16 protein-coding genes are annotated in these 18,074 nt (G+C 69.9%); 10 read left to right on the plus strand and 6 right to left on the minus strand.

What is annotated here, in order from left to right; translation table 11 throughout:
• Window positions 1-9 precede the first annotated feature (9 nt).
• Both AC07Q9_RS09675 and AC07Q9_RS09680 read right to left on the minus strand, forming a co-directional pair.
• Window positions 10-1,404 carry a sensor histidine kinase gene (locus AC07Q9_RS09675; protein WP_495309029.1) on the minus strand — a complete coding sequence of 465 codons (1,395 nt, stop codon included), beginning with the start codon at window positions 1,402-1,404 and terminating at the stop codon, window positions 10-12.
• Window positions 1,401-2,060 (minus strand): response regulator, encoded by a 660-nt coding sequence (locus AC07Q9_RS09680; protein ID WP_492683357.1) that lies wholly within the window; start codon window positions 2,058-2,060, stop codon window positions 1,401-1,403. Before AC07Q9_RS09680 ends, AC07Q9_RS09675 begins: the two co-directional genes overlap by 4 nt.
• A 562-nt stretch (window positions 2,061-2,622) precedes the next feature.
• On the opposite strand from AC07Q9_RS09680, the gene AC07Q9_RS09685 reads away from it, so the two are divergent.
• Window positions 2,623-3,288 (plus strand): hypothetical protein, encoded by a 666-nt coding sequence (locus AC07Q9_RS09685; protein WP_495309030.1) that lies wholly within the window; start codon window positions 2,623-2,625, stop codon window positions 3,286-3,288.
• 52 nt (window positions 3,289-3,340) lie between these two features.
• Here AC07Q9_RS09685 and AC07Q9_RS09690 read toward each other — a convergent pair whose 3' ends face one another.
• The gene (locus AC07Q9_RS09690; protein ID WP_495309031.1) at window positions 3,341-4,264 is read right to left on the minus strand and encodes a LysR substrate-binding domain-containing protein; all 924 of its coding nucleotides are present in this window, start codon (window positions 4,262-4,264) and stop codon (window positions 3,341-3,343) included.
• Between the two features lie 74 nt (window positions 4,265-4,338).
• Between AC07Q9_RS09690 and AC07Q9_RS09695 the strand changes: the two genes are divergently transcribed.
• From AC07Q9_RS09695 to AC07Q9_RS09725, 7 genes are all read left to right on the plus strand, one after another.
• On the plus strand, window positions 4,339-5,208 hold the full coding sequence (locus tag AC07Q9_RS09695) for an HpcH/HpaI aldolase family protein (RefSeq protein WP_495309033.1): 870 nt from the start codon (window positions 4,339-4,341) through the stop codon (window positions 5,206-5,208).
• Window positions 5,209-5,210: 2 nt separating this feature from the next.
• Window positions 5,211-6,089 (plus strand): amidohydrolase family protein, encoded by an 879-nt coding sequence (locus AC07Q9_RS09700; protein WP_495309036.1) that lies wholly within the window; start codon window positions 5,211-5,213, stop codon window positions 6,087-6,089.
• Window positions 6,090-6,092: 3 nt separating this feature from the next.
• Window positions 6,093-7,205 carry a hypothetical protein gene (locus tag AC07Q9_RS09705; protein WP_495309037.1) on the plus strand — a complete coding sequence of 371 codons (1,113 nt, stop codon included), beginning with the start codon at window positions 6,093-6,095 and terminating at the stop codon, window positions 7,203-7,205.
• Window positions 7,202-8,398, plus strand: coding sequence for a DUF5624 domain-containing protein (locus tag AC07Q9_RS09710; protein ID WP_495309039.1), 1,197 nt, complete (start codon window positions 7,202-7,204; stop codon window positions 8,396-8,398). Before AC07Q9_RS09705 ends, AC07Q9_RS09710 begins: the two co-directional genes overlap by 4 nt.
• A gap of 45 nt (window positions 8,399-8,443) precedes the next feature.
• Complete coding sequence (locus AC07Q9_RS09715) at window positions 8,444-9,412, plus strand: Bug family tripartite tricarboxylate transporter substrate binding protein (RefSeq protein WP_495309041.1); 969 nt, start codon at window positions 8,444-8,446, stop codon at window positions 9,410-9,412.
• Between the two features lie 123 nt (window positions 9,413-9,535).
• The gene (locus tag AC07Q9_RS09720) at window positions 9,536-10,594 is read left to right on the plus strand and encodes a porin (protein WP_495309042.1); all 1,059 of its coding nucleotides are present in this window, start codon (window positions 9,536-9,538) and stop codon (window positions 10,592-10,594) included.
• Window positions 10,595-10,626: 32 nt separating this feature from the next.
• Window positions 10,627-12,477, plus strand: coding sequence for a tannase/feruloyl esterase family alpha/beta hydrolase (locus tag AC07Q9_RS09725; protein WP_495309044.1), 1,851 nt, complete (start codon window positions 10,627-10,629; stop codon window positions 12,475-12,477).
• Here the strand turns inward: AC07Q9_RS09725 and AC07Q9_RS09730 are convergent.
• Together AC07Q9_RS09730 and AC07Q9_RS09735 are read right to left on the minus strand one after the other, a co-directional pair.
• Window positions 12,466-13,149 carry a LuxR C-terminal-related transcriptional regulator gene (locus tag AC07Q9_RS09730; protein WP_495309046.1) on the minus strand — a complete coding sequence of 228 codons (684 nt, stop codon included), beginning with the start codon at window positions 13,147-13,149 and terminating at the stop codon, window positions 12,466-12,468. The two genes, AC07Q9_RS09725 and AC07Q9_RS09730, sit on opposite strands and share 12 nt — an antisense overlap.
• 96 nt (window positions 13,150-13,245) lie before the next feature.
• Window positions 13,246-14,040 carry an alpha/beta hydrolase gene (locus tag AC07Q9_RS09735; RefSeq protein WP_495309048.1) on the minus strand — a complete coding sequence of 265 codons (795 nt, stop codon included), beginning with the start codon at window positions 14,038-14,040 and terminating at the stop codon, window positions 13,246-13,248.
• A 232-nt stretch (window positions 14,041-14,272) separates the two neighbouring features.
• On the opposite strand from AC07Q9_RS09735, the gene AC07Q9_RS09740 reads away from it, so the two are divergent.
• Both AC07Q9_RS09740 and AC07Q9_RS09745 read left to right on the plus strand, forming a co-directional pair.
• Complete coding sequence (locus AC07Q9_RS09740) at window positions 14,273-14,689, plus strand: nuclear transport factor 2 family protein (RefSeq protein WP_495309050.1); 417 nt, start codon at window positions 14,273-14,275, stop codon at window positions 14,687-14,689.
• Between the two features lie 54 nt (window positions 14,690-14,743).
• Window positions 14,744-17,569 carry an ATP-binding protein gene (locus AC07Q9_RS09745; protein ID WP_495309052.1) on the plus strand — a complete coding sequence of 942 codons (2,826 nt, stop codon included), beginning with the start codon at window positions 14,744-14,746 and terminating at the stop codon, window positions 17,567-17,569.
• 57 nt (window positions 17,570-17,626) lie between these two features.
• Here the strand turns inward: AC07Q9_RS09745 and AC07Q9_RS09750 are convergent, their stop codons facing one another.
• Window positions 17,627-18,025 carry a RidA family protein gene (locus tag AC07Q9_RS09750; protein ID WP_495309054.1) on the minus strand — a complete coding sequence of 133 codons (399 nt, stop codon included), beginning with the start codon at window positions 18,023-18,025 and terminating at the stop codon, window positions 17,627-17,629.
• Between the last annotated feature and the right edge of the window lie 49 nt (window positions 18,026-18,074).

Genomic DNA, 18,074 nt, shown 5'->3' on the forward strand with positions numbered 1-18,074 from the left:
AACCCAGCGTTAAGCCGCGCGGCCCGCATCGGCGGCGCGCAGGTGCACGCGCGCGCGCAGCCCCGCCGGGCGGCCCTGCGCGTCATGGCGGTTGGACAGCACGATGCGCAGGCCGTTGCGCAGCGCGGCCATGCGCGCGATGGCCAGGCCCAGCCCGCTGCCCTCGGTCGGGTTGCCCGGCACGCGGAAGAAGCGGTCGAAGGCGCGGTCGATCAGCTCGGGCGGAATGCCCGGCCCGTTGTCCACCACGTCGACCACCGGCCGCCCGTCCACCTCGTGCAGCCGCACGTCGACCACGCCGCCTTCGGGCGAGTGGCGCAGCGCGTTGTCGATCAGGTTGTCGAACACGCTGCGCAGCTCGGCCGGCGGCGCGGTCACCGTCGCGGCGGCCTGGCCCTCGAAGCCGATGTCGATGCGGCGCCGGTCGGCCACCACCATGAGCTGGGCCACGCTGTCGCGCAGCACCGAGGCCACGTCCAGCGCCACCGGCGCCTCTGGTTCGGTGCTGCTTTCCTGGCGCGACAGGCGCAGCAGCTGCTCGATCAGGTGCTGGGCGCGCGTCACGCCGCCCTTGAGGTGCGTGTAGTGCTCGGCCACGGCCTCGCCCGGCACTTCGGCGCGCATGTTGTCCAGCTGCAGGCCGATGGCGGCAATGGGCGTGCGCAGCTCGTGCGCGGCGTCCTGCACGAAACGGCGCTGCGCGGCAAAGGCCTGGCGCAGGCGACCGAGCAGGCTGTTGAAGGCTTCCACCAGCGGCGCGATCTCGTCGGGCACGCGCGACACCGACAGCTCCGACAGGCTGCGCTCGTCCTGCGCCGCCACGTCGAGCACCACGCTGCGCAGCTTGCGCGAGGTGGCCCACACCACCCACCACAGCACGGCCAGCGACAGCGGCAGCAGCAGCGCGATGGGCGCGATGGACGACAGCGCCCGCTTGGCCACCAGCCGGCGCACCACGCCGCCGTTCTGGATCACCTGCACCTGGAAGCGGCCCGGGTCGGCCACCGGCGCGGTCGAGTAGACGCGCCACAGGCCCTCGCTGCCCGGGCCCGTGCGCACGGTGGTCAGCCCTTCCGCCGGCTGGCGCACCACGGGCAGCGCCGGCCAGGAGCTGGCCAGCAGCTCGCCCCTGCCATTCCAGACCTGGATGACGAAGGTGCCGCGCTCGAAGGTGCTGCGTTCGTCCGCCGGCTTGAGCTCGGGCACGGCCGCGTTGCTGGCGTAGGCGTCGGCCAGCATCTGCATCTGGTCGTCCTTGAAGGTGACGATGAGCCGGTCGTAGCTCTCGTAGGTGAACCAGGCAAAGCCCGCCGCCGCGACCAGGTGCACCAGCACCAGCCATGCCAGCAGCTTGTTGCGCAGCGAACTCGGCGAGTACCAGGGCCGGCCGGGTCCGGTGGTCATGCGTCGACCACGCGCCAGCCCAGGCCGCGCACGTTGCGGATGGTGTCGGCGCCGAGCTTGCGCCGCATGTTGTGGATGATCACGTCGACCGCGTTGCTCATCACCTCCTCGCCCCATCCGTAGATGCGGTTCTCGAGCTGCTCGCGCGACAGGATGGCGCCCGGGCGCTCCAGCATGGCGTGCATCAGCGCGAACTCGCGGGCCGTGAGCGTCTCGCGCGTGCCGCGAAAGAGCACCTCGCGCGTGGTGAGGTCGAGTTGCACGCTGCCGCTGCCGATGATCGAGTTGGCAGCGCCGTGGCGCCGGCGCACCACCGCGCGCATGCGCGCCAGCAGCTCGGGCAGCTCGAAGGGCTTGAGCAGGTAGTCGTCGGCGCCCAGGTCGAGCCCTTCCACGCGCTGGCCGAGGCCGTCGCGCGCCGTGAGGATCAGGATCGGCGTGGCATTGCCCATGCCGCGCGCGTGGCGCAGCACCTCGACACCGTCCAGGCCCGGCAGGCCCAGGTCGAGCAGCACGCAGGTGTAGTCGCCGTCGGCCAGCGCACTGCGCGCCAGCAGGCCGTCGCGCACCCAGTCCACCGCCCAGCCCGAGCGTTCCAGGCCGCGCAGCAGGCTCTTCCCGATCATTTCGTCGTCTTCGACAAGCAGCACCCGCACACTGGCCCCCAATTTCCCGATGGAGGCCGCAGACTAGCGCCGAATCGTTAGAGCAGCGTTAATTTTTGAAGGCTCAGCAGTACTTCGGGACGACGCCAACCTGGGCTGACACTCCGCACTCCGCACTCCGCCTCGTGACTTCCGCGAGCAACTTTCACGCAGCGCGTTGGGCATGAATTCTCGACCACCAGGTCTTGGGTGAATTGCTCTTTCGCGATCGCTTCGATTGGCAGTGACTGCAGCGTTCGTGCGTGTCCCACCGTCCGCGCAGTCCAGGCTGTCGGGGTTGAGGCTCTGCGGACCGCATGTCATTCGCCCGTTGCAAGTAGCACTCTCGATTGCCGGCCCCTTACAACTCTGTTAAAAGATTTGTAACAAATTGGAGGAGAACATGAAGCCATGGTGTGCGGTAGTTGCGACTGGCATCGTTGCGTCGTTGACAGGATGCTCGGTCCTCCAGAGACCGACTGCTGCGTGGCCGTGGGACGGCTATCCCTGCTCCCTCGCAGCAGCCAGCAATGCGACCGGTGCATGCAAGGATGACGAAGACAGAGCCCTCGCGATGTTCATCAAGTCGAGTGAATTTTGCAGGGCTGTTCACAACCGGTATGAAGCAGGCGCCAATCAGGCCGGCTTGGCTCAATCGCTGGTGAGTGTCATCGGCACAGCCGCTGGCGTCGTGGCGGTTTCCACGACCGGGACCGCAAGCAAGGCGTTCTCTGCGATGTCTGGGTCCACCAACGCGATGCAGCTTGCCATGGGCAATGCCCTGTCGGCCACGGCTGAATTGAAACGCCAATCGGCTGTGGGGGCCGCAGCAAGCGAATGGGGCGCCAAGTTTCGAGACGCACCGGATGTCAAGAAGAAGCAAATAGTGGCTGTCGAGATGGCCAACCAGTGCTGGCTGGCGAGCGCAAAGGCCGAGCAGCAGATTCTTCAAGCTGTCAGCGCACCCACTTTGCCTCCTCCACCTCCACCATCTCCAGCCTCTTTGGCCGCTCAGTCCGCCCAGAACGCGCAAGCAGCAGCTCAAGCTGCGTCCGAAACCGCCGCTCAAGCCGCAGCCCAGGCGGCAGAAGCAGCCAAGGCCGCAGAAGCCGCACGAGTCGCGGAGGCGGCAAAGGCAACAGAGGCATCGAGAGCGGCGGAAGCGGCAAAAGCTGCGGCGACGGCCGCCGCGAAAACCAATCAAGTCAACGTACCCGTTCAAACCCCTGCCCCGCCTTGACGGTGGGACAGCAAGCCCTTCTTGGAAAGTTCAAGAACCTTTTCGAACGAGGCTACGCGGCTTGCCGTTTTGCAGTTCGCACGACTCTTCGTTTCAACGCCGCCCGCAGCTCCTTGAGGATCAGCCCCACATAGGGATTCGGGTCCGCCTCCCGGTGCGCCAGGTACAGGCTCGACACGGCCTCCTTGTCGAGCACCGACTGGTAGACCACGCCATCGAGCTGGATGCAGCGCGTGTCGCCCGGCACCAGCGCGATGCCGACGCCGGCGGCGACCAGCCCGGCGATGGTCGAGGCCTCGCGCGCTTCCTGCACCATGCGTGGCCGGAAGCCGGCCTTGGCGCACAGGTCCTGCACCTTCCAGTACAGGCCGATGCCGGCATTGCGCGGGTACATCACCAGCGGTTCGTCGCGCAGGTCGGCGATGCGCAGCGGCTTGCCGCTGAGCCGGTGGTCGCGCGGCACCACCGCCATCAGCGGCGACTGGTACCACTCCTCGACGATCAGGCCGGTCGGGATCTCGACGTTCGGGCGGCGCAGCACGGCGACATCGAGGGCGTGCCCGTGCACGGCGTCGAGCTGGTCGAGCGAGGTCATCTCCTTCAGCGTGAGCACCACGCGCGCGTGCTGCTTGCGAAAGCGCAGGATGGCCGCGGGCATGGCCGGCGACAGCATCGACGACGCCGTGTAGCCCAGCGCGATGCTGCCGACCTCGCCCGAGGCCGCGCTCTGCGCCTCGCCCTTGGCCGTTTCCACCTCCTGCAGGATGCCGCGCGCGCGTTCGAGGAAGTGGCGGCCCGCCTGCGTGAGGAACACGCGCCGCTTGTCGCGCTCGAGCAGCCGGACCTTGAGCTCTTCCTCGAGCGCCTGGATCTGGATGCTCAGCGGCGGCTGCGCGATGTGCAGGCGCTGCGCGGCGCGCGTGAAGTTGAGCTCCTCGGCAACGGCGACGAAATAGCGGAGATGGCGCAGTTCCATGATATCTACCAGGTATGAGAAACCGACGATAAACAGTATTTCCAAATATAAGACAGCTTGCCTACGATGCCTGCATGACACGCAGAGACACGTCGCAGGAACAGCCTGCACCCAAGCCCTTCCAGGGCCATCCGCTGATCCGGGGGCTGGCCCGCGGCGAACCCTTGACGGCCTTCGGCGTCCGCATGGCACGCACGCCCGACATCGCCCGGCTGGCCAAGGCCAGCGGCCATCACGCAATCTGGATCGACCTGGAGCACAGCACCATCGCGCTCGACGCGGCAGGCGCCATCTGCGCCGCGGCGCACGACCTGGGCCTGATGGCGCTGGTGCGCGTGCCCGAGCGCGAGTACGGCGCCATCGGCCGGCTGCTCGACGCGGGCGCGTCGGGCCTGATCTTTCCGCGCGTCGAGACCGCCGCGCAGGCCGCCGACCTGGCCGCAGCCTGCCGCTTTGCGCCGCACGGCCACCGTTCGGCCATCGCCGCGCTGCCGCAGTTCGGCTACCGCCGCCTGCCGCCGGCCGAGACCTACCGGCTGGCCAACGATGCCGTGGTGGTCAACGTGCTGATCGAGAGTCCGCTGGGCATCGAGAACGCCGAGGCGATCGCGCGGGTGCCCGGCATCGACCTGGTGAGCATCGGCTGCAACGACCTGAGCGCCGAACTCGGCGTGCCCGGCGACTACCGCCATCCGCTGATGCAGCACGCACTGGACACCGCCCTCGCCGCCTGCGCGCGCGCCGGCACGCCGCTGTCGATCGGCGGCATCGCCGACGCGGCGCTCAACGCTGAGCTGCTGGCGCGCGGCGCGGCGCCCTTCCTCATGACGGGCATCGACACCGACGTGCTGCTCGCCGCGATGCAGGAGCGCGTGCGCGGTACGCTGGCCGGCCATGCGTCCGTCGGCTCGTCTTCTTCCTCCCTTTCTCCCGCCACCGCCTGACCATGACCCACGAGATCCTGACTTCCAAGCCCATGCGCGACGCGCAGACCTTGACCCGCGCCGCCTTCGAGGTGCCCGCCGGCGCTTGCGACGCGCACGTGCATGTCTTCGGCCCCGCCGAGCGCTACCCGCGCGTCGACCAGCCGCACTACACGCTGCCCGACGGCAACCTCGAGCAGCTGCAGAGCGTCCTCGGCGTGCTCGACATCGAACGCTTCGTGATCGTGCAGCCCAGCTTCTACGGCACCGACAACCGCTGCATGCTCGACGCCCTGGACGCCGCCGGCGACCGTGCGCGCGGCGTGGCGATGGTCGATGACAGCGTGTCCGACGAGGCCCTGCGCGCCATGCATGCACGCCGCGTGCGGGCGCTGCGGCTCGACCTGTTCCTGCGCGCCCAGTTGCCCACGGCCGAACTGCATGCCTACATCGAGCGCAGCATCGAGCGCATCCGCCCGCTGGGCTGGCACGTGCAGTTCTACACGCCGGGCTGGGTCGTGCGCGACCTGATCCCGGTGCTGCCCGATCTCGACTCGGACTTCGTGATCGACCACATGGGCTACATGCTCGAAAGCGACGGCCTCACGCGCGCCGACTTCGACCGCCTGCTGCGCGCCGTGGCCGACGGGCGCGGCTGGTTCAAGCTCTCGGGCCCGTACCGCCTGGCGAAGGACGGCAACTACGCCAAGTTGCGCCCGCTCGCACAGGCCATCGTCGAGGCCGTGCCCGAGCGTGTGATCTGGGGCAGCGACTGGCCGCACATTCCCGAAGGCGGGCGCGACACCGGCGAGCTGCTAAACCTGCTGGCCGACTGGATTCCCGATGCCACCGCGCGCCGCAAGGTGCTGGCCGACAACCCTGCCCGCCTGTTCGGCTTCTGAACCATGTCCGACATCACCATGCACTGCATCCAGGAACTGGACACCTCGGGCGCGCGCGCCGCCGAGGTCTTCGAACACGACGGCACGCGCTACCTCGTGGTGCCGCAGCTGGCCCAGGACGTTGCCGGCCAGCCCGCGCAGATGACGCTGGGCAACAGCGACGTCGATGCGCTGGTCTACCGCTGGGACGACGGCCGCTTCGTGGAACACACGCGCCTTGCGGTGCCGGGCGGCGAAGATGCCGCGTTCTTTCGCATCGGCGCGCGCGCCTTCCTGGCCACCGCCAGCCTGCGCACCGGATCGGGCCCGTATGCACTGGACACGCACTCGACGATCTTCGAAGTGATCGACGGCCGCTTCGAGGTCTTCCAGCGCGTGCCCACCTCGGCCGCCAAGCAGTGGGCCCACTTCCAGATCGGCGAACGCCACTTCCTCGCGCTCGCACAGGGCGTGACCCATGGCGACACGCCGCTTGCGCCGGGCGCCGAGTCGTGCATCTTCGAATGGGACCGCGAGCGCTTCGTCAAGTTCCAGACGGTGCACTCGGGCTGGGGCTACAACTGGGCCTTCATCGAGGTGGGCGGCCAGCAGCTGCTGGCGTATGCCGACCAGGCCGTGCCCTCGCACCTGCTGCGCTGGAACGGCGAGGCCTTCGAACCGTTCCAGACCTTCGAGGGCAAGAGCGGGCGCGCCTTCTGCTGCTTCGAGGCGGAAGGCGCCACCTGGCTCGTGTTCGCCTGCCTGCATGACAACACCGTGCTGCTGCGCTGGGCCGACGGCCGCTTCGTGCCGCACCAGGTGCTCAGCGGCCCGGGCGGGCGCGAGTTCGAATGGATTGCCACGGCGGACGGCGGCCGGCTGGTGCAGGTCAACTTCCTGCACGGCACGCGCGAGGCGCCGATTCCGCAGCTGCAGTCGGTGGTCTACCGCATGGCGCAAGGGCAGCTCGTGCCCGTCGCCGAGTTTCCGACCTCCGGCGGCACCGACGCGACCTGCTTCGAAGCGCAAGGCCAGCGCTACCTCGTGGTCACGAACAGCCTCAGCGGCGAAGTGCGCTTTCGCACGCCGAGCCGCGTGTACCGGCTCGACCTCGCTGCAGACAAGGAGCTTGCATGAACGCCCCTGCCAACCCCCACCAGAGTCCCGAGCTGTTGCGGCTCTTCGAAACCTACACGGGCGGGCCGCAAGGCATCGGCGCGAACCTGGCCGCGCTGACCGGCGCCGCGACGGCGGGCGATCCGCTCATCGTCGCCACCAGCGCCGACGTGGTGCTGTTCCCCGGCAACGGCCGCGACCCCGAGGTGCAGGGCTTTCGCCTGTCCACGCGCGGCTTCAAGGAGCTCGCGGGCATCTCTCATCACGGGCCAGCCGTGGCGTCGATCCTCAAGATGCGCATGGTCGACCCCGACGGTCCGCTGTGGCGCAAGGAAGCCGGGCGGCTGCTGGCGGCCACGCGCATCGCCCGCGAGGCCAACTCGGTCGCCCTGTGGCGCGACACGATCGCCGTGCCGGCCTACCGCGGGCGCGAGCAGAAGATCGCCGAGCTGGTGCACTACTCGTGCGTGCTCACCGAGCGCTACCTCGAGCGCGTGCTCGAACAGCCCGCCCTCTTCACGCCCGAAGACATGCGCACGCACTACCTCGAAGGCACGGGCAGCGCCGTCGGCGCCACGGTGCCGATGAACGCCGTGATGATCGCGACCTTCTTCCTCGTCGGCATGGACATCAGCCACCGCGTGATCGGCTGGCTCGACGGCCATGCCATCGACTGGTCGCGTGCCATGGCACTGGTCGTCGGGCGCCAGGGCCGGCCCACCGCCGGCGTGACGTGGACCACGAACTCGGTGTGCGCCATGATCCTCGGCGCCTCGCGCCACACGCTCTCGCTCGACCGGCTCTTCATCGCGCCGCACGTCGGCGGCGAGTTCCAGCCCGGCGCCGACGTGGCGGCCGTGCGCGCCTTCGAGACGCCGATGCGCCAGCTGTGGGCCCACACGCGCGCCGTGAGCGAACTCGGCTCGCTCATGTACGACGGCTACCCGCGCTACGCGCCGGGCTCGACCGTGCGCCCCGTGCTCGATGCCGACACCCGCGCGGTCGCCGAGATGCCGGCCATTGCCGGTCCCGACGACTGGCGCGCGCTCAACACGCGGCTGCGCGTGGTGCTCGAAGACCCGCGGCAATTGCTCTCGGGCTGCGTGACCGACTACGCCGTCGAGCAGCTGCAGGCGAACGGCAACGACCCGGCGCGGGTGACGGTGCCGGGCCTGGACCGCATGGACTACCCGCCGCTGCCAGACGCCGCCTGAGCGCCATCAGCTCAAACACAAGAAAACACCGGAGACAGACAACCCATGAAAAGACTCGTTCACCCGCTGCTCGCCGTGCTGGCCACGTCGTGCATGCTCGCCCCCGCCTGGGGCCAGGGCACGCCCTGGCCCTCGCGTCCGATCAAGATCATCACGCCCACGCCGGTGGGCGTCGGCTCCGACCTGTTCGCACGCGCCTACGCCGACCGCCTCAGCCGCGCCCTCAACACGCCCGTGGTGGTCGAGAACCGCCCCGGTGCGCTGGCCTCCATCGGCACCGACGCGGTCGCCAAGGCCGCGCCCGACGGCTACACGGTGCTGTTCTCGACGAGCAACCCGTTCACGATGACGCCGTTCCTGCTCTCGAAGATGCCCTACGACGCGAAGCACGACCTCGTGCCCGTCACGCAGGCGCTCAAGGGCGGCTCGTTCATCGTGGCCACCCCCGCGATGCCGGCGAAGAACATTCCCGAGCTGGTGGCGCTCGCCAAGAAGGAACCGGGCAGGATCTCGTTCGCGTCGTACGGCTCGGGCACCACCTCGCACCTGGGCTTCGAGCTGTTCCAGGACGCGGCCGACATCGAGCTGCTGCACGTGCCCTACAAGCAAAGCGCCGCGCCGGACCTGATCGCCGGCCAGGTGCAGCTGGGCTTCGAGCCGCCCGTGTCCGCGCTGCCGAACATCAAGGCGGGGCGGCTCAAGGCCCTGGCCTACACCGGCAGCAAGCGCAGTGCGGCGCTGCCCAACGTGCCCACGCTGTCGGAGAGCTACCCGGGCGTGGAGGTGTTCACCTGGCTGGGCTTCTGGGTGCCGGCCAAGACGCCGCCGGCCATCGTGGAGCGGCTGCACAAGGAGATCGTCGCCATCACGCATTCGCCCGAGATGGGCAAGCTGCTCAGCGACGCCGGCCTCGACCCGATCGGCAGCACGCCCGCCGAGGCCACTGCCGCCATCGACCGCGAATCGCAGGCCATGGGCCGGCTGATCAAGGCCAAGAACATCCGCATCGACTGACGACGGTGCCCCGGCGCGGCTGACGGCCGCGCCCCTTTTCTTCCGCAGTTCTCACGCCGCGGCGCCTTCCCTGCAGGCGCCGTGTGCCGACGCACGCCATTTCTACAACAAGGAGATAGAGACATGAGGATCACCCACCACCCCTTTCAACGCCTGCACCGACGGCTGCCGCACACCGTCGCCGGTGCGTTGTGCCTGGCCGCCAGCGCGGGCGCCACGGCGCAATCGAGCGTGCAACTGTTCGGCACGCTGGACATGAACATCACCTACTCCAAGAGCGACGGGCGCTCCGTCAAGTCGATGGACCAGGGCGGCAACATCTTCCCCAGCCGCCTGGGCTTTCGCGGCACCGAAGACCTGGGCGGCGGGCTGGCCGCGAGCTTCTGGCTGGAGATGGCGCTGTTGCCCGACACGGGCGAGATCCAGGGCACCGGCTTTCATCGCCGCTCCACGCTGAGCCTGTCGCACAACAGCTTCGGCGAGCTGCGGCTCGGTCGCGACTACACGCCCACCTTCTGGAACATCTCGCAGTTCTCGCCCTTCGGCACCGTGGGCGTCGGCGGCTCGGCCAACATCATCGAAGGCTGGCCCTTCGGCCTGGGCGGTGCGCGCACGCTGGCGCGCGCCAACAACTCGGTGGGCTACTTCCTGCCCAAGGGCCTGGGCGGCTTCTACGGCCAGGCGATGTACGCCCTGCCCGAAGGCCAGGAAGGCGCACGCTACCGCGGCGGGCGCGTGGGCTGGAGCAACGGCACGGCCGACATCGCACTGGCCTACGGCGTGACGCCGGTCGGCCCCAACGACTACCGCGTGGCGAGCATCGGCGGCACCTACGACTTCGGCCCCGTGAAGCTCTACGCGAACTACTACCGGCAGAAGACCGAGGGCGACAAGCAGGTCAACACGCTGCTGGGCGTGAGCGTGCCGGTCGGCCCGGGCGTCATCAAGGCCTCGGTGGCGCGCTCCAACCGCTCCGGCCCGGGCGGCCTGGACAACGACGACGCCACGCAATACGCCGTCGGCTACGTGCACTACCTCAGCAAGCGCACCGCGCTGTACGGCACCTACTCGCTCGTGCGCAACCGCGGCAACGCGGCCTATGTGGTGGCCGACTCGTCGCCGGCGAGCACGCCGGGCCGTCCGGCGCGCGGGCTGCAGTTCGGCATCTCGCACAACTTCTGATCGCTTTCTCACCGTTCGAACCCGGAGGCCTCATGGACAAGACGATCGACATCCACGCCCTGCTGCGCGCCAGCGCGCGCATGGCCGCCGGCGGCCTGTGCGCCGCGCTCGTGGCCTGCGGCGGCGGCAACGGTGGTGGGGGCGGCGGCCTCTTCGGCTTCGTGCCGCCGCCCGCGCCCTCCCCTGCGCCGCCACCGGCCGCGTCGCCGGCACCGCTGGCCTGCGACGACTCGTTGAAGACCGCCTTCCAGCCCGATGCCGACACGCAGGTGCTGCTGGTCAAGGCCTTCAAGGCGGGCGAGGCGCTGCTGCTGTCGGGCACGGCCACGGGCAGCACGCCCGTCGCCGCGTCGGACCTGTGCCTGGTGAAGCTGCTGGTCGGGCCGGGCCATGCCGGCCCCGCCGAAGCGCCCTCGACCACGCGGGGCATCGGCATCGAGGTCTGGCTGCCCTCGGCGGCCAAGTGGAACCGGCGCCTGCACCTGCTCGGCGGCGCCGCCATGGCCGGTGGCCCACAGGCCACGCTGACGGCCTTTGCCGATGCGCCCACGGCCTCCCCGTGGCGCGTGGCGGGCGAGGAAGGCGCGGTGGCGGCAACGACCGACACCGGGCACCCCGCCGGCAACTCGAGCTTCCTGATGAACCCCGACGGCACCGTCAACACCGTGGGCTGGAACGAGTTCGCCGAGCGCGGCATCCACCAGATGACGCTGAAGGCGAAGGCCCTGGCCGCCGCCTACTTCGCGGCGCCCGCGCGCTACACCTACTGGCACGGCGGCTCCACCGGCGGACGCCAGGGCCTGAAGCAGGCGCAGAAGTACCCCGAAGACTTCGACGGCATCATCGCCACCTCGCCGGCCATCAACTGGTCGCGCTTTTCCATCGGCGCGCTCTATCCGCAGATCGTGATCCAGCGCGACCTGGGCGGCGTGCCGCTCAGCGCCGGGCAGTCCACCGCCGTCTCGATGGCGGCGCTCAACGCCTGCGACCTCGTGGGCGGCCAGCACCTGGGCTACCTGCTGGACCCGGCGCAGTGCCGCTACGACCCCACGAAAGACACGGCCCTGTTGTGCACCGCCGACGGCGGCACCAACACCACGGCGGACTGCCTGAGCACCGTGCAGGCGAACGCCGTCAACAAGATGTGGTTCGGCCCGACGGCCGACGGTTTGGTGCCCGACCCGGCCGTCGACAACGGCATGGGCGTGGCGCTGTCGCCCCAGCAGCTGTGGTGGGGCCTGCCGCGCGGCGCGAACCTGGGCCTGGTGGCCGGCCCGGCCCCGTTCTTCATCGCCTCGGACATGGCGGCCCTGTTCCTGCAGGACCCGACCCGCGCGGGCCCGAGCTTCGTGAACGCGACCGGCAACGGCGCGAACGGCTGGAAGGGCCTGAGCTACGCGCAACTGGCCGACATGGGCGAGCGCGGGCGCGCCTTGCAGCCGCAGTTCTCGGACATCGACACCGACAACCCCGACCTGAGCCGCTTTCGCGACCGCGGCGGCAAGCTGATCACCGTCATGGGGTCGTCCGACCAGCTGATCCCGCATGCGGGCGCCATCGACTACTACCGGCGCGTGGCCGCGCAGATGGGCGGCCTGCCTGCCGTGCAGGGCTTCTACAAGCTCTACCTGATCCCGGGCATGGGGCACTTTCCGACCAACGGCACGGCCAACGCGCAGGCCAACCCGCCGCTGTACCCGGAGGCGCTCAACTACCAGGCGCTGACCGAATGGGTCGAGAAAGGCATCGCGCCGCCCGACCAGGTCACGCTGAACACACCGGCCACCACGCCCGCGGCCAGCGGCCTGATGTGCGCCTACCCGCGCATGCCGGCCTACGACAGCGGCAGCATCACGAGCGCGGCCAGCTTCTCATGCCGGTAGCTGCGCAGCGCCAGCGGGGCCCGGCGGCCATGCGGCGCGGCGGCTGCGGAACTCGGGGATTTCCACCATCCCCTTTTCGGCCGCGATGCTCGCCGCTTCCGTGCGCGACGACGCGCCGAGCTTGGCCAGGACGCCCTTGACATGCGTCTTCACGGTGCCGACCGCGATGCCGAGTTGGCGCGCGATGGTCTTGTTGCACTGGCCGCGCGCCAGCAGCCGCAGCACCTGGTCCTCGCGCAGCGTCAGCTGCCCGCTGGGGTCGCGCGCCGCCACGCGCTGCGCCACCTCGGGGCACACGTAGCGCGCGCCTTCGGCCAGCGAACGGACGGCCAGCACCAGCTCGTCGGGCGTGCAGCTGGACAGCACCAGGCCGTCGACACCGGCACGCAGCGCCGAGGCGGCGGCGCACTCGCGCGCCCGCGGGGCGATCACCAGGATCTTCGAATGCGCCTGCAGCGGCGGGAGCCCGGGCTCGGCACCGCGTTGCGCCAGGCGCAGGCCGGAAGACCAGTCCGTCACGACGACATGGCCGCCACGCTGCGCCGCCGACGGCAGGCTCTCGGCCAGCCACGGCAGCCCGGCGCCGAAGAGCGTGGCGCGCACGCCGGCCCGCAGCAGCGGCTCGGCCAGCCAGACCAGGACGTTCACGGGTTCCAACGGACGATTCCACATGGCATCTCCTTCGCGATCGACGACGGCGTCGATCCGAAGGAGATGCTCGGCCTCCGGCGTGCGCCGGTCCAGTTAGAGCTTGTTGGCGGCCCGGCCTTACTGCGGCTGCACCTTCGCCAGCGCCGCCTTCTCGATGATCGAGGCCACCGCCGAGGGCTTGGACTCGTACACGGCATGGCTGCCGCGCGTCTCGACCACGGTGGCGCCGGCGCGCTGGGACATGAGGCGCTGCGCGGGCGGCGGGATCATCTTGTCGTCGGTCGCCACGAGGTACCAGCTGGGCTTGGTCTTCCACGCCGCGGTCGTGACCTCGCCCTTCAGGGCCTCGACGCTCCAGGGCACCTGGGCGTTGGCAAGGAACGCCGCCCGCTCGGCCGGCAGGTCGCCGGCGAAGGCGCCCGCGAACTTGACCTTGTCCAGCATCAGGAAGCCGTTCACCGGCGGCAGGATCGGCGGCACGGGCGCGCCCGGCACCGGGTTCGAGATCAGCGTCTTGACCGATTCGCCCTTGTCCGGCGCGAAGGCGGCGATGTAGACCAGGCGCGACACCTTCGGGTCGTTGCCCGCTTCGGTGACCACCGCGCCGCCGTACGAGTGGCCCACGAGGACGACGGGGCCGTCCTGCGCGTCGAGCACGGCCTTCGTGGCGGCCACGTCGCCGGCGAACGAGATCGTCGGGTTCTGCACGATGCTGACGTTGTAGCCCTTGGCCTTCAGCAGCTTGTAGACGGGCTCCCAGCCGCCGCCGTCGACAAAGCCGCCGTGCACCAGCACCACGTTGTTGATGCGGTCGGTGGTGGCGGCGTTGGCGGCCGGGCTGGCGGCGACGATGCCCAGCACGAGCGGGGCGGCGAACAGAGGGGCAAGCAATGCACGGGTCTTCAGTTTCATGATGACGGACTCCAGGGTTGAGGGGTTGCGGCCCGCCGCCGAGAACCGGTGGCGCTGGCCTGCAGGCATCGTCGGCGCGCAGCGAAGCCACGGCGCCTCTCTTCGCGGCTACCTCCTTGGAGAGGGGTGCATTGCGCGCCCTCGCCTCGCGCCCCGCAAGGCCCTAACAAGAACTAACGCGCAGCCGCCCCGCGAGCGCGCAAGATGGCGAGAAGGCCTTGCGGATCGCACCATGGACACCTCTTCCGACTCCGGCACGCCGGAACTCCCGCCGGACGCCCACCGCGTCGTCAGCGACTTCATCGCCGCCGTCAACGGCGGCGACCTGCGCGCCGTGATTGGCCTCTTTGCACCCGATGCGCAGGTGAACGACCAGCTGCGCAATTTCTGGGGCATCCACGCCATCTGCGAATGGCTCGAGCGCGAGATCATCGACGAGCGGGTGCATATCACGGCGATGGACGTGCGCCGGCACTACGACGTCGTGATCCTGGCCGCCGGATTGCGCGGCGACTTCGCGGTGGCCGGCATGTCGCAGCCCGTGATGGTGGACATCTACTTCACCATCCAGGACGAGAAAATCGTTCGCCTCCAGCTGCTCATGGTGCGCGATGACGACGAGGAAGCGGACATCCGGAAGGTCCCATGAAACGCAGGCCCCGCCGTAGAATTTGCCGCCTGGTCCACGCCTGATCCTCCCATCGTGAATCGCCCCGCCACCCCGCCCGCTGCCCGGTGGCAAGCCACCTTCGGACCGTTCCTCCTTTCGCCCGACGAACGCCTGCTGCAGCGGGACGGTGTGCCCGTGCGCCTGGGCGGCCGGGCCCTCGACCTGCTCGTGGTGCTGGTCGAGAACGCAGGCGCCGTCGTCAGCAAGAACGACCTGCTCGCGCGCGTGTGGCGCGACGTGGTGGTGGACGAAGGCAGCCTGCGCTTTCACATGCACGCGGTGCGCAAGGCCCTGGGCGACGGCGTCGCGGGCACGCGCTACGTCGTGAACACGGCCAACAAGGGCTACACCTTCGTCGCCGCCGTGGAGCGCCAGAGCCATGGCGCCGAGGTCCCTGCGCCCACGGCCCGCCCCGGCACGGCCCTGCCCGCGCTGGGCTCGACGATCGTGGGGCGCGGCGGCGACATCGACGCCATCGTCACCAACCTGCTGCAGCGGCGGCTCGTCTCGGTGGTCGGCGCCGGCGGCATCGGCAAGACGACGGTCGCCATCGCATCGATCCAGGCGGCGGCGGACCACTTCGCGCACGACGTGCACTTCGTGGACCTCGCGCAGGTCGGTGCCATGGGCTCCATCCGCGCCGCCGTGGCCCATGCGGTCGGCCTGCAGAACGGCCAGGACGAGCTGCCGCTCATCGCCGCCCACCTGGCCGAGCGCAAGGCGCTGATCGTGCTGGACTGCTGCGAGCACGTCGTCGTGGCCGCCGCGGAGCTGACCGAATGGCTCGTTCGCCACTGCCCCTTCGTTCACATCCTGGCCACCAGCCGCGAGGCGCTGCGTGCCGAGGGCGAGTTCGTCTACCGCCTGCCGCCGCTGGCCTTTCCCCCGCCGGGCGAAGGCGCCACCGCCCGGGCGGCGCTGGCCTACCCTGCCGTGCAGCTGTTCGTGGAACGCGCGGCGGCCAGCGGCGCGGGCTTCGAGCTGAAGGACAGCGACGCACTGCTGGCCTCGCAGCTGTGCCGCGAACTCGACGGCATCGCCCTGGCGATCGAGCTGGCGGCGGGTCGCATCGAAGCCCTGGGCCTGCAGGCCATCACCTCGCATTTCGATGCGAGTGCCAGGCTCATGTGGCATGGGCGGCGTACGGCCGTGCCGCGCCACCAGACGCTCGGCGCCACGCTCGACTGGAGCTTTCAGCTGCTCACCGACAGCGAGAAGCGCCTGCTGCGCCGCCTGTCGGTGTTCGCAGGCAGCTTCGCGCTCGATGCGGCGCTGGACGTGTGCTGCTTCGACAGCGATCCCTCGGAAGGCGTCGAATTGCTGGCCGGGCTGGTCTCGAAGTCGCTCGTCAACGTCGATGCGGGCGGCGCCGCGCTGCGCTATGGCCTGCTGGACACGACGAAGTCGTACGGCGGCAAGCGGCTCGAGCTCAGCGGCGAAGCCCAGGCGCTGGCCGAACGCTTCTCGCATTTCTACGGGCGATGGGCCACGCGGCAGGCCGCGCATCCGCTGGGCAAGGAAGCGCTCGACACAGTCCGGCTGGAGCTGCCGAACCTGGGCGCCGCCATGGCGTTCCACTTTCGGGGCGACGCGCACCCGGCCGCGGCTGTCGAGCTGGCGGCCTCGTTCTGCCCGCTGCTGCTGCAGCTGTCGCTGTTGAAGGAGTGCGCGCGCTGGGCGCAGGCCGCGCTGGACCGCATGCCGCCCGAGTGCGTCGGCTCTCACGCCGAGGTTCGCCTGCGCGGTGCGCTGGGGCAATCGCTCATGTTCATCGGGGGCGACGGCGACGAGGCCGACACCGCCTTTCGCCGCGGCATCCAGGTGTCGGAAGACCTGGGCGCCCCGCGCTCCACATTGCACCTGCTCAACGGCCACGCCCTGCTGCTGCACCGCGACGGACGCTTCACCGAGGCGCTGGCGACCGCGCGCAAGGCCCAGGCGCTCCTGCCCGCACTGGACGACCCGGAATGCCGGGCGATCGTCGATTCGCTGATGGGCGTCGCGCTGCACCTCGTCGGCCATGTGCAGGAAGCCATGGGCCACTGGCAGCGGGTGGCGAGCCACGGCGCAGGCCCGTCGACCGACACCACCTCGCGGCTGGGCTTCGATTACTACATCCGCGCCATGTGCGGCGTGGCGCGCAGCCTGTGGCTCACGGGGCACTATGCCGAGGCCGTCGCGGTGGCGGACGAGACGATCGCCAAGGCACGCAACTGCGGCCATGCGGTCACGTATTGCATCGCCCTCATCTGGGCCGGCTCCGTGCATGTCCACCTGGGCAACGTTCCGAAGATCCGCGCGTTGGCCGACACCGTCGAGGCCGTGGCCCGGCGCCATTCGCTCACGCCCTACCTCGGCATCGCGAATGCCACGCGCGGGCAGATCCTGGTGATCGAGGGGCGCCCGGCCGAGGGCGTGGAACTCATCCGCCGCGCGGTCGAGACGCTGCGGGTCAGCCGCTACGAAATGGTCACCACCGTGTTCCTGACCACCATGGCGCGCGGCCTGTCCGACCTGTCGCTGCATGCCGCGAGCCTCACGCTGTGCGACGACATCGCGCAGCGCATCGAGACGGGCGGCGATCGCCTGCGCCTGTCCGAACTGCTCACGACCCGCGGGCGCGTGCTGGTGGCCGCGGGACGGCCCGAGGAAGCCCGCGAGAGCTACCTGTCGGCCATGGCCGTGGCCCGGTCGCAGGGCGTGAAGCCCTTGCAGGTGCGCGCGGCCGTGGCGCTGGCGCAGCTGTTGGTCCGCGTGGGCCACGCCGAGGAAGCCGACCCGCTGCTGCGCCCGCATGTGATCGCGGCGGGCGACGAGACTTCGGCGGACCTGGCCGTGGCGCGAAGCCTGTTGCGTTGAGTGGCGCGGCGGGCGGGGCCAGGGCTTCGTTTCAGGCCACCGCGAAGCTTTCCCGAATCAGGTCTGTGGCAGCTTCGCAATCACCTTGATCTCGAACTGGAACCCATACAGCCACGTCACCCCGATCCCGGTCAGCGTCGGGTGCGGCGCTTCGCCCCAGTACTCGGGCACCAGCTTCCAGATGGTTTCGAAGTTCGATTCCGGATCGACGATGAAGACCGTCACGTCGACCACGTCGTCGAAGGTGCAGCCTGCGGCTTTCAGGATGGCATTCAGGTTGTCGAAGGCGCGCCGCACCTGGGCCTCCAGCTCGGGTTCCGGCGAGCCGTCTTCGCGGCTGCCGACCTGCCCCGACACGAACAGGAAGCCGTTGGCGCGAACGGCCGGCGAATAGCGGTTGCGCTCGTAGAGCGCCTGGCGCCCGGGTGGAAAAACGACGTCGCGTGAGGAGGCCATGGGGTGTTTTCTTTCTGCGGTGAGTGAGGACGATGCAGGGACTTTAGGA

The organism is Variovorax sp. GW821-FHT09A10 (assembly GCF_059418385.1).

Coding starts and splice junctions, on each gene's coding strand:
- AC07Q9_RS09675 (WP_495309029.1), bottom strand. CDS start 1,404: ATGACCACCGGACCCGGCCGGCCCTGGTACTCGCCGAGTTCGCTGCGC.
- AC07Q9_RS09685 (WP_495309030.1), top strand. CDS start 2,623: ATGTTCATCAAGTCGAGTGAATTTTGCAGGGCTGTTCACAACCGGTAT.
- AC07Q9_RS09690 (WP_495309031.1), bottom strand. CDS start 4,264: ATGGAACTGCGCCATCTCCGCTATTTCGTCGCCGTTGCCGAGGAGCTC.
- AC07Q9_RS09695 (WP_495309033.1), top strand. CDS start 4,339: ATGACACGCAGAGACACGTCGCAGGAACAGCCTGCACCCAAGCCCTTC.
- AC07Q9_RS09700 (WP_495309036.1), top strand. CDS start 5,211: ATGACCCACGAGATCCTGACTTCCAAGCCCATGCGCGACGCGCAGACC.
- AC07Q9_RS09705 (WP_495309037.1), top strand. CDS start 6,093: ATGTCCGACATCACCATGCACTGCATCCAGGAACTGGACACCTCGGGC.
- AC07Q9_RS09710 (WP_495309039.1), top strand. CDS start 7,202: ATGAACGCCCCTGCCAACCCCCACCAGAGTCCCGAGCTGTTGCGGCTC.
- AC07Q9_RS09715 (WP_495309041.1), top strand. CDS start 8,444: ATGAAAAGACTCGTTCACCCGCTGCTCGCCGTGCTGGCCACGTCGTGC.
- AC07Q9_RS09720 (WP_495309042.1), top strand. CDS start 9,536: ATGAGGATCACCCACCACCCCTTTCAACGCCTGCACCGACGGCTGCCG.
- AC07Q9_RS09725 (WP_495309044.1), top strand. CDS start 10,627: ATGGACAAGACGATCGACATCCACGCCCTGCTGCGCGCCAGCGCGCGC.
- AC07Q9_RS09730 (WP_495309046.1), bottom strand. CDS start 13,149: ATGTGGAATCGTCCGTTGGAACCCGTGAACGTCCTGGTCTGGCTGGCC.
- AC07Q9_RS09735 (WP_495309048.1), bottom strand. CDS start 14,040: ATGAAACTGAAGACCCGTGCATTGCTTGCCCCTCTGTTCGCCGCCCCG.
- AC07Q9_RS09740 (WP_495309050.1), top strand. CDS start 14,273: ATGGACACCTCTTCCGACTCCGGCACGCCGGAACTCCCGCCGGACGCC.
- AC07Q9_RS09750 (WP_495309054.1), bottom strand. CDS start 18,025: ATGGCCTCCTCACGCGACGTCGTTTTTCCACCCGGGCGCCAGGCGCTC.